This is a genomic window from Pseudomonas sp. CC6-YY-74, from assembly GCF_002025205.1.
GTDB lineage: Bacteria > Pseudomonadota > Gammaproteobacteria > Pseudomonadales > Pseudomonadaceae > Aquipseudomonas > Aquipseudomonas paeninsulae.
In genome coordinates this window covers 2,922,361-2,935,592 of sequence record NZ_CP019947.1, presented here as the reverse complement: position 1 = coordinate 2,935,592, position 13,232 = coordinate 2,922,361, and the positions used below count along the sequence as shown (strand labels likewise).

The 13,232-nt window shown below is 63.1% G+C and carries 10 protein-coding genes and 1 pseudogene; 3 read left to right on the top strand and 8 right to left on the bottom strand.

Going from position 1 to position 13,232, the window contains the following annotated elements:
- Positions 1–126: 126 nt before the first annotated feature.
- The 5 genes and pseudogenes from B2D37_RS13440 to B2D37_RS13420 all read right to left on the bottom strand — a co-directional run bounded on the left by B2D37_RS13440 (position 127) and on the right by B2D37_RS13420 (position 6,614).
- Positions 127–1,037, bottom strand: a pseudogene (locus B2D37_RS13440) (ABC transporter permease subunit).
- A 152-nt stretch (positions 1,038–1,189) separates the two neighbouring features.
- Positions 1,190–2,200 (bottom strand): ABC transporter permease subunit, encoded by a 1,011-nt coding sequence (locus tag B2D37_RS13435; protein WP_079203164.1) that lies wholly within the window; start codon positions 2,198–2,200, stop codon positions 1,190–1,192.
- A gap of 155 nt (positions 2,201–2,355) precedes the next feature.
- Positions 2,356–3,966: an ABC transporter substrate-binding protein gene (locus B2D37_RS13430; protein WP_079203163.1), complete on the bottom strand. Its 1,611-nt coding sequence runs from the start codon at positions 3,964–3,966 to the stop codon at positions 2,356–2,358.
- Positions 3,967–4,074: 108 nt separating this feature from the next.
- Positions 4,075–5,676 (bottom strand): ABC transporter substrate-binding protein, encoded by a 1,602-nt coding sequence (locus B2D37_RS13425; protein WP_079203162.1) that lies wholly within the window; start codon positions 5,674–5,676, stop codon positions 4,075–4,077.
- A gap of 224 nt (positions 5,677–5,900) precedes the next feature.
- Positions 5,901–6,614 (bottom strand): SIMPL domain-containing protein, encoded by a 714-nt coding sequence (locus B2D37_RS13420; protein ID WP_079203161.1) that lies wholly within the window; start codon positions 6,612–6,614, stop codon positions 5,901–5,903.
- 297 nt (positions 6,615–6,911) lie between these two features.
- Here B2D37_RS13420 and B2D37_RS13415 point away from each other — a divergent pair, with 297 nt between their 5' ends.
- The 3 genes from B2D37_RS13415 to B2D37_RS13405 all read left to right on the top strand — a co-directional run bounded on the left by B2D37_RS13415 (position 6,912) and on the right by B2D37_RS13405 (position 9,806).
- The gene (locus B2D37_RS13415; protein WP_079203160.1) at positions 6,912–8,165 is read left to right on the top strand and encodes an ATP-binding protein; all 1,254 of its coding nucleotides are present in this window, start codon (positions 6,912–6,914) and stop codon (positions 8,163–8,165) included.
- A 13-nt stretch (positions 8,166–8,178) separates the two neighbouring features.
- A complete protein-coding gene (locus B2D37_RS13410; RefSeq protein WP_079203159.1) occupies positions 8,179–8,739 on the top strand; it encodes a response regulator transcription factor in 561 nt (186 codons plus the stop codon).
- A gap of 125 nt (positions 8,740–8,864) precedes the next feature.
- Positions 8,865–9,806, top strand: coding sequence for an AEC family transporter (locus B2D37_RS13405; RefSeq protein ID WP_079203158.1), 942 nt, complete (start codon positions 8,865–8,867; stop codon positions 9,804–9,806).
- Positions 9,807–9,973: 167 nt separating this feature from the next.
- Here the strand turns inward: B2D37_RS13405 and B2D37_RS13400 are convergent, their stop codons facing one another.
- From B2D37_RS13400 to gatB, 3 genes are all read right to left on the bottom strand, one after another.
- Positions 9,974–11,059, bottom strand: coding sequence for a calcium/sodium antiporter (locus tag B2D37_RS13400; protein ID WP_079203157.1), 1,086 nt, complete (start codon positions 11,057–11,059; stop codon positions 9,974–9,976).
- 107 nt (positions 11,060–11,166) lie between these two features.
- Positions 11,167–11,538 carry a septal ring lytic transglycosylase RlpA family protein gene (locus tag B2D37_RS13395; protein ID WP_079203156.1) on the bottom strand — a complete coding sequence of 124 codons (372 nt, stop codon included), beginning with the start codon at positions 11,536–11,538 and terminating at the stop codon, positions 11,167–11,169.
- A gap of 224 nt (positions 11,539–11,762) precedes the next feature.
- Positions 11,763–13,232: an Asp-tRNA(Asn)/Glu-tRNA(Gln) amidotransferase subunit GatB gene (gatB, locus tag B2D37_RS13390; protein ID WP_079203155.1), complete on the bottom strand. Its 1,470-nt coding sequence runs from the start codon at positions 13,230–13,232 to the stop codon at positions 11,763–11,765.

Genomic DNA, 13,232 nt, shown 5'->3' with positions numbered 1-13,232 from the left:
CCGGAGGGTGGGTTGAGCCGCGCGATACCCATTATTGTCACTCGACCATTTCGATGGGTATCGCTGCGCTCAACCTTGCGCGACCCGACCCATCCTACAAAAGCTGTCATGTTCATTTGGGTGTCCTCACTGGGCATTCTTCAGCTTCGGGTCGAGCGCATCGCGCAGGCCGTCGCCCATCAGGTTGATTGCCAGCACGCTGAGCAGGATGGTCAGGCCGGGCAGGGTGACCACCCACCAGGCGCGCTCGATATAGTCGCGGGCCGAGGCCAGCATGGTGCCCCACTCCGGCGTCGGCGGTTGTACGCCGAGGCCGAGGAAGCCCAGGGCGGCGGCGTCGAGAATCGCCGAGGAAAAGCTCAGGGTGGCCTGCACGATCAGCGGCGCCATGCAGTTGGGCAGCACGCTGACGAACATCAACCGCGGCAGGCTGGCGCCGGCCAGGCGTGCGGCGGTGACGTAATCGCGGTTCAGTTCGCCCATCACCGCGGCGCGGGTCAGGCGCACGTAGGATGGCAGCGAGACGATGGCGATGGCGAAGATGGTGTTGATCAGCCCAGGGCCAAGGATGGCGACCACGGCCACCGCCAGCAGCAAGGACGGCAGCGCCAGCATGATGTCCATCAGGCGCATGATCGAGGGCCGAGCAGGCGCGGGAAGAAGCCGGCGGTGAGGCCCAGGAGAATGCCGGGGATCAGCGACAGCACGACCGAGGCCAGGCCGATCAGCAGCGACAGGCGTGCACCGTGAATCAGCCGCGAGAGCAGGTCGCGGCCCAGCTCGTCGGTGCCCAGCAGAAACTGCAGTTGGCCGCCTGCGAGCCAGGCTGGCGGGGTCAGCATGAAGTCGCGGTACTGCTCACTGGGATCGAACGGCGCCACCCAGGGGGCAAACAGCGCGCAGAACACCAGCAGGCACATGAACAGTAAACCGGCTACTGCGCCCTTGTTGTGCGCGAAGGCCTGCCAGAATTCCTGCAGCGGTGAGGGGTAGAGCAGGCTTTGGTCGATGACGGGTGTAACGGTTTCAGTTGTCATAGTGGGCTCCGTAGAACCTGTGCATGGCCTCGCGAGCTAGAGCGAGACAAGGAAAAATTCGTCGAGAGAGCGGAGTTTGCTGGTGCAAATGAGCATCTCGAGATGGATTTTGACGCGGTATCGCCGACGCGCAGCAGGCCATGGGCAGGTTCTCAGCGCTGATGGCGAATGCGTGGATTGGCCAGGCCGTAGAGGATGTCCACCACGAAGTTGACCAGGATCACCAGGCAGGCGATCAGCAGGATGCCGTTCTGCACGACCGGGTAGTCGCGGGCGCCGATCGATTCGATCAGCCATTTGCCAATGCCCGGCCAGGAAAAGATGGTTTCGGTCAGCACCGCACCAGCGAGCAGGGCGCCGACCTGCAGGCCGAATACCGTGAGTACCGGAATCAGCGCGTTGCGCAAACCGTGGACGAACACCACCCGCGCCGGAGACAGGCCCTTGGCGCGGGCAGTGCGTACATAGTCCTCACCCAGCACTTCGAGCATCGCCGAGCGGGTCATCCGGGCGATCACCGCCAGGGGGATGGTGCCGAGCACGATGGCCGGCAGGACCAGGTGGTGCAGGGCATCGGCGAAGGCGCCTTCTTCATCGCTGAGCAGGCTGTCGATCAGCATGAAGCCGGTCACCGGCGGGATGTCGTAGAGCAGGTCGATGCGCCCGGACACCGGGGTCCAGCCCAGCCACACCGAGAAAAACATGATCAGCAGCAGGCCCCACCAGAAGATCGGCATGGAATAGCCGGCCAGGGAGATGCCCATCACCCCGTGATCGAACAGCGAGCCGCGTTTCAGTGCGGCCACCACCCCGGCGATCAGGCCCAGGCTGCCGGCGAACAGCAGGGCGGCGAGGGCCAGTTCCAGGGTAGCGGGGAACAGGGTGAGGAACTCGCTCCAGACACTGGTGCGGGTGCGCAGCGATTCGCCAAGATCGCCCTGAGCCAGTTGGCCGATGTAGTCGATGTACTGGGCGTATAGCGGCTTGTTCAGGCCCAGGCGCTCCATGGCTTCGGCGTGCATGACCGGGTCGACCCGACGTTCACCCATCATCACTTCCACCGGGTCGCCGGGGATCATGCGAATCAGGGCGAAGGTGAGCAAGGTGATGCCGAAAAAGGTGGGGATCAGCAGCCCCAGGCGGCGAGCAATAAAGGACAACATGGGATATCAGCACTCCAACGGTTGGCTCGGTGTGCCGGGCTGCGTGGCCCGGCGCTGTTGTTATAGAGGGTCTGTGTGGTCCGGCGTTTTTTTGTAGGAGCGGGCCATGCCCGCGATAGCTGTTCGCGGGCATGGGACTCGGCGTCCCCCCGCTCCTACGGGTTAACGTTCACTTTAGAGAAATTGTTTGAACCCATGGGGCTGAGGACGAAACCCTGCACGCCCTTGCGCAGGACGCTGAACTGCTTGGGATGGGCCAGGGCGATCCAGGGCGCCTGCTGATGAAAGATCGCCAGAGCCTGGCGATACAGCGCGGCTCGTTTGGCCTGGTCGTGGACCTGGCGAGCCTGGCTGATCAGCGCCTCGAATTGCTTGTCGCACCAGCCGGCCTGGTTTTCGCCGCTTGCCGCGGCCGCGCAGGACAGGTTGGGGGTGAGGAAGTTGTCCGGGTCGCCGTTGTCGCCGGCCCAGCCCATGAACACCAGGTCGTGTTCGCCATTCTTCGCTCGCTTGATCAGCTCACCCCACTCGAACATGCGGATATCGGCCTGGATGCCGATGGCCGCGAGATCGGCCTGGAGCATCTGCGCGCCTATGCCCGGGTTGGGGTTGGTCGGGCCGCCGCCGGGGCGGGTCCAGATCGACAGCTTGAAGCCGGCACCGAGGCCTGCGTCGCGCAGCAACTGTTTGGCGCGCGCGACATCATAGGGCCAACCGGTCAGGTCAGGGTCGTGGCCCCAGAGCGTCGCCGGGTAGGGCGCCACGGCCGGGCTGGCGCCGCCCTCACCGTATTGCGCGCGCAGGTAGGCGGTCTTGTCGAAGGCCAGGTTGAGTGCCTGGCGTACGCGCACATCGTCCAGCGGCGGGTGGCGGGTATTGATGCCGATATAGGCGGTGAGCAGCGAATCCAGCTCCAGCACCTGCAGCGCGGGGTCGGCTTGCAGGGCCGCAATGTCCACCGGCCGCGGGTACAGGGCGATCTGGCAGTCGCCGGCCTTGAGCTTCTGCTGACGCACAGTGGGTTCGGGGGTGATGGCGAAGATCAGCCGCTCGAGTGCCGGTGCGCCATTCCAGTACTGCGGGTTGCCGCGAAAGCGCACCTGGGCGTCCTTGGCATAGCGTTCGAAGATGAAGGGGCCGGTGCCGATTGGTAGGCGGTTGAGCTGTTCGCTCTTGCCCTGGGCGAGCAACTGCCCGGCGTACTCGGCGGAATAGATGGACGCGAAGCCCATGGCCAGGTCGGCCAGGAAGGGCGCTTCGGGGTGCTTCAGCACGAAACGCACGGTACTGTCGTCGAGCTTGTCGATGCGTTCGATCAGCTGCGCCATGCCCATGGCTTCGGCATAGGGGAAGCCGCGCACGGACAGCGGGTGCCAGGGGTGCTGCGGGTCGAGCTGGCGTTGCAAGCTCCAGAGCACGTCGTCGGCATTCAACTCGCGGCTCGGGGTGAACCAGGCGGTGCTGTGGAATTTCACCCCCCGGCGCAGGTGAAAGGTGTAGCTCAGGCCATCGGCGGAGACGTCCCAACGCTCGGCCAGGCCGGGGATCAACGCGGTGCTGCCCGGCGCGAAATCGACCAGGCGCTCGAGCACGGTTTCTGCCGCGGCATCGGCGGTGGTCGCCGCGGTGTACTGGACGATGTCGAAGCCTTCCGGGCTGGCCTCGGTACAGACCACCAGGCTGTCGCTGGCGGCATAAGTCTGGCTGGCAGTGGCAAGGGCGCCACAGAGCAGCAGGTGGATCAACACGCGTGGACAGTTCGGCATGGTGCTTCCCCGAAGGACGGCAGTGCGGATCAGTAGCAGCCGGATAAGCTGCTCTGGCACGGAACCCGAGCCGGTGGGTAACCGACTCGGGTGTTCACTTTGGGCGGGTTACTTGCTGACGCTGACGCCGTAGAACGAAACCAGGCCGAATGGGCTGATTTTGAAGCCATGGACCTTCTTGCTCATCGGCTGATACACCGTGGAGTGGGCAATCGGGGTGATCGGCACTTCGCGCTTGAGGATCTGCTGAGCCTCTTTGTAGAGGACGCTGCGTTGATCCTTGTCGTTAATCGCTTTGGCTTGCTTGATACGCTTGTCGAACTCAGCGTCACACCAGCGACCATAGTTGTTGCCACCGATGGCATCACAGCCATACAGCACGCCCAGCCAGTTGTCCGGGTCACCGTTGTCGCCGGTCCAGCCGATCAGCAGGGCGTCGTGCTCGCCGGCCTTGGCGCGTTTGTTGTACTCGCCCCATTCGTAGCTGACGATCTTCGCCTTGATGCCGACCTTGGCCCAGTCAGACTGGAGCATCTCGGCCATCAGCTTGGCGTTGGGGTTGTAGGGGCGTTGCACCGGCATGGCCCACAAGGAGATCTCGGTGCCTTCGGCGACACCGGCCTCTTTCAACAATTGTCTGGCCTTTTCCGGGTTGTAGCCGGCGTCCTTGATGGTCTCATCGTAGGACCACTGAGTCGGTGGCATACCGTTGACGGCCAGTTGTCCGGCGCCCTGATAGACGGCGTCGATGATGCCTTGCTTGTTCACCGCCATGTCCAACGCCTGGCGTACTTCAAGCTTGTCGAGCGGCTTGTGCTCGGTGTTGTACGCGAGGTAACCGACGTTGAAACCTGCTTGTTCCGGCATCTGCAGGTTGGCTTCTTGCTTCAGCGAGTCCAGATCGGCGGGGCGCGGGTAGACGCTGACCTGGCATTCGCCAGCCTTGAGCTTCTGCATGCGCACCGAGGCGTCGGTGTTGATGGCGAAGATCAGGTTGTCGATCTTCACCTCATCGGGGTTCCAGTATTCCTTGTTGCCGGTGAAGCGGATCTGCGAGTCCTTCTGGTAACGCTTGAATACGAAGGGCCCGGTGCCGATTGGCTTTTGGTTGATGTCGGCGGCCTGGCCGGCCTTGAGCAACTGCCCGGCGTATTCGGCCGAGTGGATCGAGGCGAAGCTCATCGCCAGGTTCTGGATAAACGCGGCGTCCACTGTGTTGAGGGTGAACTTGACGGTCTTGTCGTCGAGTTTTTCCAGCTTGGCGATGTTGGCGTCCATACCCATGTCGGTGAAGTAGGGGAACTCGGTGGGGTAGGCCTTACGGAACGGATGATTCTTGTCGAGCATGCGTTGAAAGGTGAACAGCACGTCGTCGGCATTGAAGGTGCGACTCGGCGTGAAGTACGCGGTGCTGTGGAACTTGACGTCGGGACGCAGGTGGAAGGTGTAGCTCAGGCCGTCTGCGGCAATGTCCCATTTTTCCGCGAGACCGGGGATGACGGCGGTGCCGCCGCGCTCGAACTGGGTCAGGCGGTTGAATACGGTTTCCGCTGAAGCATCGAAGTCGGTGCCGGTGGTGTACAGGCCTGGGTCGAACCCGGCCGGGCTGCCTTCCGAACAGTACACCAGGTTACTGGCGGCCTGAGCCAGCGAAGTGCTGGCGATCAGCCCAGCAACGAGAAAAGCCTGGATGACGGCGTTCTTACGCATAGTGACCTCATTGATTATTATGGTTGTTCGCGTGAGGGGACTCTCGTGGAGACCTTGGCTGAAACTATGCATGGCATGTGCCGCAGGCAAGGGGCATAACGCATTCAGCGTAGCAACTGTGGGCGAGTTGTACGTGGTTGTCGCATTTGAGCAATTGTGTGGCGATAACATGGCAAAACGCCGCTATCTTCCGATAACGGCGTGGCATGCTTGCAAGGCATGGTTCAGGGCATCTGCACTTCGATCACGCCGTCGGCATTGATGGTCACCTGGCTGGTGCCGGCTTCGATTTCCGGTGTCACTGCGTCTTCCATCCTCGCTGCGCCTTTCATCGTGTTCATGCGCATCGGCATCGGCGCTTGAAAGCCACCGCTGTTCAGGCTCAGGTTGACCAGTTTGTAGCCGCTGCCACCCAGGGCTGCGGTGGCCAGTTGCGCGCGGGCCTTGAACGCCGCCACGGCCTCCTTGAGCAGGGCATCTTCATGGGTTTTGCGCGTGGCGCTGGCAATGCTGAAGTTCATCCCGCCCATCTTCAGGTCTTGCAGCATTTCGCCGGTAAGCCTGGACAGGGCACTGAAGTCGGCGCTTTCCAGGCGCAGTTCGGCACGCTCGCGCCAGGCGGTGATTTGCTGGCCCTTGTCATCGTAGACCGGATAGCTGTGGCGGCTGCCCATGGCCACGCTGACGCCTTTGGCCTTGCGCGCCTGGGCGATGCTGGCGTTGAGGGTCTTGCTGATCTGCGCAGCCAGTGCGGCCGGGTCGCTGTCCTGCGCTTCGCTGTACAGCGTGACGTGCATCAGGTCGTGAGCGATTTCCTGATTGACCTCGGCACGCAGGGAGATCTGGTTGTAGTGGACCTCTTCGGCGTGTGCCGCAAGGCTGAGCAGGCCGGTGGCGCTGATGACCAGGGCACTGGCAAGACGGGACAATGGCTGCATGACGTTTCCTTGTGCGTGATGGGGACACAGAGTGTGCGGGGTGTTGCTAAGGGTAGACGTAGCGATTCGACGGTTCGGGTTAACGCCGGTTGATTGTCCGGCCTGGGCAGTCGCGTTGCGTTGCTGTGGGGCGGGGCGTTTGCCTTGGTTATGGTGTTTGCTGGGCTGAAATGGATCGCCGTCCGCCCGCCCTTGTAGCTGACTGCTGCCATGGCTGCGGCCAGTTGCCGCAGCTGACTAGGCGGAGCCTTGGTTATACTCGCCCAGCTCGGCAAACGAGACCTTTTTGGAGAGCCCATGCTCGCACCCGTACAGTTGCTGTCGGCCAGTCGGCAAAATCTCTGGCGCCTGACGCTGATTCGTATCCTGGTGTTGGCCGCCCAGGCGGGCTCGGTGGGCCTGGCCTACAACTCCGGATTGCTGCCGTTGCCCTGGCAGGAGCTGAGCATCACCCTGGGGGTCTCGCTGGTGTTGTGCCTGCTGACCGCCTTGCGCCTGCGCGGACCCTGGCCGGTCACCGAACTGGAGTACGCGGTGCAGCTGGGCTGCGACCTGGTCATCCACAGCGTGCTGCTGTATTACTCGGGTGGCTCGACCAACCCCTTTGTCTCCTATTTCCTGGTGCCATTGACCATCGCCGCGGCGACCTTGCCCTGGATGTTCACCATCACCTTGTCGGGCCTGGCACTGGCCGGCTACACGCTGCTGCTGGTGTGGTCGCACCCGCTGAACTTGCCGCCAGGCCCGCGCGAAAGCCTGTTGATCTACGGCATGTGGCTGAGTTTCGCCCTGGCCGCGGGGCTGATTACCTTCTTCGTCGCCAAGATGGCCGAGGAGCTGCGCGATCAGGAGGAACTGCGCGCCGAGCGCCGTGAGGAAGGCTTGCGCGACCAGCAGTTGCTGGCGGTTGCCACCCAGGCCGCCGGCGCCGCCCATGAGCTGGGCACGCCGTTGGCGACCATGAGCGTATTGATCAAGGAGCTGCGCCGCGAGCATCAGGATCCGCTGTTGCAGGAAGATCTGGCGGTGCTGCAGGAGCAGGTCAAGCTGTGCAAGGAAACCCTGCAGCACTTGGTGCGCGCCGCCGAGGCTGACCGGCGTCAGGCGGTGATCGAGCAGTCCGCGGTGGAGTGGCTGGAAACCGCCCTCAAACGCTGGCACCTGATGCGCCCGGAGGCCAGCTACCGCTATCAGTGCCTGGGGCTGGGTGCGCCGCCCCACCTGATGCCGCCGGCGGATCTGACCCAGGCGCTGCTCAACCTGTTGAACAACGCTGCCGATGCCTGTCCGGACAAGCTGGATATTCGCCTCGACTGGGATCACCAGTGGCTGCGCCTGAATATTCGCGACTTCGGTACCGGGGTGCCGCTGGCGATTGCCGAGCAGATTGGCCGGCCGTTTTTCACCACCAAGGGCAAGGGTTTCGGCCTGGGTCTGTTTCTCAGTCAGGCCAGCGTCACCCGTGCCGGCGGCACGGTAAAGCTGTATAACCACGAAGAGGGCGGCACGCTCACCGAGCTCAAGTTGCCGCGCGCCTATGGCCGAGCCTGAGGAAGTATTGAGTATGAGTGACGAAGTCTTATTCGAAGGCGAAGAGCAGCCCCATCTGCTGCTGGTCGACGATGACCCGACGTTTACCCGGGTGATGGCGCGGGCCATGAGCCGTCGCGGCTTGCGTGTGTCGACCGCCGGTTCCGCCGAAGAAGGCCTGGCTCTGGCCGAGCAGGACGTGCCGGAATACGCGGTGCTCGATTTGAAGATGGAAGGCGATTCCGGGCTGGTGCTGTTGCCCAAGTTGCTGGAGCTGGATGCCGAGATGCGCGTGGTGATTCTCACCGGCTATTCGAGCATCGCCACCGCGGTGGAGGCGATCAAACGCGGCGCCTGTAACTACCTGTGCAAGCCGGCCGATGCCGACGATGTGTTGGCCGCACTGCTGACCCAACACGCCGACCTGGACACCCTGGTGCCGGAAAACCCGATGTCGGTGGACCGCCTGCAGTGGGAGCATATCCAGCGCGTGCTCAGCGAGCACGAAGGCAATATCTCCGCCACCGCCCGCGCGCTCGGCATGCACCGGCGCACCTTGCAACGCAAATTGCAGAAGCGCCCGGTCAAGCGCTGAGAAAGGCGGCGCGACCGCACGTCCCCCTGGAGCGCATCCGGGGGACGTGCAGATAGTGTCGGGTTATCGTACCTCTTCTGTTGCTATGATTAGCCCCCTAAGTAAATCGTCTTCCAGGGGCTGCCATGCTCGCCGTCGTTCAGCAAACCCTCGCCATCACCGCGCCGGTCTTCTCGATGCTGTTTCTCGGAGTGGGGCTCAAGCGCCTGGGCTGGATCGACGACGCCTTTATCAATACCGCCTCGTCGCTGGTGTTTCGCGGCACCCTGCCGGCTCTGCTGTTTCTCGGTATCGTCAAGGCGGACCTGAGCGCGGCCCTGCAGCCGGCGCTGCTCGGCTACTTCGTGCTGGCGACCCTGGTGTGTTTCCTGATCGCCTGGGGCTGGGCGATCTGGCGCTGGCCGCAGGTGGATCGCGGGATCTACACCCAGGGCGCGTTTCGCGGCAACAACGGCATCGTCGGCCTGGCGCTGGCCACCAGCCTGTACGGTGATTACGGCCTGTCGGTCGGGGCGGTGTTGGGCGGGGTGGTGATCCTTTGTTACAACACCCTGTCGTCCATCGTCCTGGCGATCTACAGCCCGCACGTCAAGTCCGGTCCTTGGGCCATCGGCAAGAGCATCCTCAGTAATCCGCTGATCATCGGCGTGCTGGCGGCGATGCCGATCGCCTACTGGCAGCTGCCGCTACCGGATTGGCTGATGATCTCGACCCAGTACTTCGCGCAGATGACCCTGCCGCTGGCATTGATCTGCATCGGTGGCACCCTGACGCTGGCCTCGTTGCGCAACAGCAGCGGCATTGCCATCAGTGCAAGCCTGATGAAGATGGTCTGGCTGCCGTTGCTGGCCACCCTGGGCGCCTGGCTGTGGGGCTTCCGTGACGCGGATCTGGCGATCCTGTTCCTCTACTTCGCCAGCCCCACGGCCGCCGCCAGCTTCGTCATGGCGCGGGCGGTGAATGGCAATCATCAACTGGCGGCGGCGATCATCGTGATCACCACCCTGGCCGCGGTGGTGACCATCAATATCGGTTTGTTGCTGTTGCAGTGGGCCGGTTGGATCTAGGGGACTGCTGGGCAAGGCCAGGCGTTCATCCCGAGCGCAGCGATAGCCAGCGGCGGCCCGCGGAGCACCGCTCAATCGGCGACCTAGGCCACTGCTAAGCGTCAGCGCAATCCAGGAGCCCCGCCCTGCGAGGCTTGCTCATTGAGGGCGAGGAGGGCCTATCTGGTCTAACAGGCCTGGCGCTGCTTTTGCCAGGCGCGTCCGGCGATCACCGCCAGGGTCACCGCAGTCAGCGGCAGCACATAGCCGAGCATGGCGTCGCCGAAGGTCTGGGCGAACGGTCGGCCGGTGGCGAACAGCGCCAGGTAGAGGGTGTAGGCCAGGTAGTAGGCGAGGAACAGCAGACCCTCCCAGCGGTTGATGCGGTAGCCGGCAAAGAAGATCGGCAGGCAGGCCACGGCCACGGCGATCATCACCGGGAAGTCGAAGGCCAGGGCGTTCGGCGAGATCGAGATCGGCAGCGGCGAGACCAGCGAGGCCAGACCCAGTACGCAGAGCAGGTTGAAGATATTACTGCCGACGATATTGCCCACGGCGATATCCCGTTCGCCGCGGATGGCGGCGAGGATCGAGGTCGCCAGCTCCGGCAGCGACGTGCCGATGGCCACCACGGTCAGGCCGATGATCAACTCGGACAAGCCCAGGGCGCGGGCCAGGCTGACGGCGCCTTCGACCAGAAAGTGGGAGCCGCTCACCAGCAGGATCAGGCCGACCACGATCAGTGCCAGGTTGATCAACCAGGCGTAGGGTTTGGGCGCTGCGTGCAGGCTGAATTCCTTGGCGAACTCATCGTCCTCGCTCGTGCTCTTGTCGCGCAGGCTGCTGATGATCAGAAAGCCGGTGTAGGCCACTACGCCGCTGAACAGCAAGGCGCCGTCGAGCGTACTCAGGCTGCCGTCCCAGGCCAGGGCGTAAACCACCAGGCTGGCGCCGATCATGATCGGCACATCCAGGCGGATCAGCTGGCGGGAGACGATCAGCGGTGCGACCAGGGCCGTCATGCCGAGGATCAGCAGGACGTTGGCGATATTGCTGCCGATCACGTTGCCGATGGCCAGGTCGCCGCTGCCGTTCAATGCGGCTTGTACGCTGACGGCGGTTTCCGGCGCACTGGTGCCGAAGGCCACCACGGTCAGGCCGATTACCAGCGGCGGGATACCGAATTGCGCCGCCAGCTTGCCGGCGCCGCGGACCAGCACCTCGGCGCCGGCCACCAGCAATACCAGGCCGGCAATCAGGTAGACGAAGGTAATCGGGTCATTGCACGGGGCTCCAGAAAAGTGCCGCTAGTTTAATCATCGGCGTGCAGTACGCCAGAGGGCGATCAGGGCAATCGATTCTTCTTTGTAAACAGCTATGTTCATTCGGCCAGTTGCTGCACGCGCACCGGCACCACGCCGGCGCGCAGCATATCCAGCTGTTCGGCGGCTTTTTTCGAGAGATCGATGATGCGTTTCTTGGCATAGGGGCCGCGGTCGTTGATGCGCACCACCACGCTCTTGTCGTTGCGCAGGTTGGTGACCAGTACCTTGCTGCCGAAGGGCAGGCTGCGATGCGCGGCGGTCAGGGCGTGCTGGTCGAAGCGCTCACCACTGGCGGTTTTCTTGCCATGGTGGCGCGCGCCGTAATAGGACGCCTGACCTTCGGCGCGGTAACCGTGCGGGTCTAGCGGGCCCTGGCTGGCACACGCGCTGAGTAGCAGGCTGATGGTCATGATCAAGAACAGGCGCATGGCGACTCCTTGTCTGGATGGATAGCGCTTCGGGCATCCACCGGATTGTGGAGGAAAACCCTGCGCGGTTTTCCACCCTACGGATAAAGCAACGCCGGCGGGCCCGGCGTTGTGTGTAGCGAGACATCCGTATCCTGTTAGGAGGATCGGCCCGGCCATTCATGGCCGGTCGTTCGCTGGGCCAACGCAAGCGTTGGCGTATTCTTCAGAAATTTAAAGCAGGCTCAACCTTCGAGCTTGTTCTTCAGCAGTTGGTTCACCTGGCCGGGGTTGGCCTTGCCTTTGGAGGCTTTCATGGCCTGGCCGACGAAGAAGCCGAACATCTTGCCGCGCTTGGCTTCGTCGCTGGCACGGTACTGTTCGACCTGCTCGGCATTGGCCGCCAGCACTTCATCCAGCATGCTTTCGATGGCGCCCGAGTCGGTGACCTGCTTGAGGCCATGCAGCTCAATGATGCGATCAGCACTATTGAGATCATCACCTTGGATCTGGTCATCGCCACGAGCGATGAACTTGAAAACATCTTTGGCGAGTTTGCCGGAGATGGTGTTGTCCTGAATGCGCCGAATCATGCCGCCCAGCTGTGCGGCGGAAACGGTCGACTGCTCAATCTCAATGCCTAGTTCGTTGAGCAGGCTGGACAGCTCGCCCATCACCCAGTTGGCGGCCAGCTTGGCATCGCCACACACGGCATTGACCGCCTCGAAGTAGTCGGCCTGTTCGCGAGTGGCGGCCAGTACGTCGGCATCGTAGGCGGACAGGCCGAACTGCGCCTCGAAGCGCGCGCGTTTCTCCACCGGCAGCTCTGGCAGGCTGGCGCGAATTTCATCGAGGAAGCTCTGTTCGATCACCACTGGCAACAGGTCGGGGCAGGGGAAGTAACGGTAGTCGTTGGCTTCCTCCTTGCTGCGCATCGAGCGCGTTTCGTCCTTGTTCGGATCGTACAGGCGGGTTTCCTGGACGATCTTGCCGCCGTCTTCGATCCGCTCGATCTGCCGCTGTACTTCATGATTAATGGCTTTTTCGATGAAGCGGAAGGAGTTGACGTTCTTGATTTCGGCGCGGGTGCCGTATTCGGCCTGGCCGACCGGACGTACCGAGACGTTGCAGTCGCAGCGCAGAGAACCCTCGGCCATGTTGCCGTCGCAGATCCCCAGGTAACGCACCAGGGCGTGGATCGCCTTGACATAGGCCACCGCTTCCTTGGCCGAACGAATGTCCGGCTCGGAGACGATCTCCAGCAGCGGCGTACCGGCACGGTTGAGGTCGATGCCGCTCATGCCGTGGAAGTCTTCGTGCAGGCTCTTGCCGGCGTCTTCTTCCAGGTGTGCGCGGGTGATGCCGATGCGCTTGCTGCTGCCGTCTTCCAGGGTGATGTCGAGGAAGCCCTTGCCGACGATGGGGTGATCCATCTGGCTGGTCTGGTAGCCCTTGGGCAGGTCCGGGTAGAAGTAGTTCTTACGGGCGAACACGTTCTGCGGCGCGATGTGCGCGTCGATCGCCAGGCCGAACTTGCAGGCCATGCGCACCGCTTCGGCGTTGAGCACCGGCAGGGTGCCGGGCATGCCGAGGTCAACCAGGCTGGCCTGGGTGTTGGGTTCGGCACCGAAGGCGATGGCGCTGGCGGAGAAAATCTTCGATTGGGTGCTGAGCTGTGCGTGGATTTCCAGCCCGATCACGGTTTCCCATTGCAT

Bases quoted from the DNA above. Each gene is read 5' to 3' on its own strand.
- gatB (WP_079203155.1), bottom strand. From the start codon at position 13,232: ATGCAATGGGAAACCGTGATCGGGCTGGAAATCCACGCACAGCTCAGC.
- B2D37_RS13425 (WP_079203162.1), bottom strand. From the start codon at position 5,676: ATGCGTAAGAACGCCGTCATCCAGGCTTTTCTCGTTGCTGGGCTGATC.
- B2D37_RS13395 (WP_079203156.1), bottom strand. From the start codon at position 11,538: ATGCGCCTGTTCTTGATCATGACCATCAGCCTGCTACTCAGCGCGTGT.
- B2D37_RS13410 (WP_079203159.1), top strand. From the start codon at position 8,179: ATGAGTGACGAAGTCTTATTCGAAGGCGAAGAGCAGCCCCATCTGCTG.
- B2D37_RS13415 (WP_079203160.1), top strand. From the start codon at position 6,912: ATGCTCGCACCCGTACAGTTGCTGTCGGCCAGTCGGCAAAATCTCTGG.
- B2D37_RS13420 (WP_079203161.1), bottom strand. From the start codon at position 6,614: ATGCAGCCATTGTCCCGTCTTGCCAGTGCCCTGGTCATCAGCGCCACC.
- B2D37_RS13435 (WP_079203164.1), bottom strand. From the start codon at position 2,200: ATGTTGTCCTTTATTGCTCGCCGCCTGGGGCTGCTGATCCCCACCTTT.
- B2D37_RS13430 (WP_079203163.1), bottom strand. From the start codon at position 3,966: ATGCCGAACTGTCCACGCGTGTTGATCCACCTGCTGCTCTGTGGCGCC.
- B2D37_RS13405 (WP_079203158.1), top strand. From the start codon at position 8,865: ATGCTCGCCGTCGTTCAGCAAACCCTCGCCATCACCGCGCCGGTCTTC.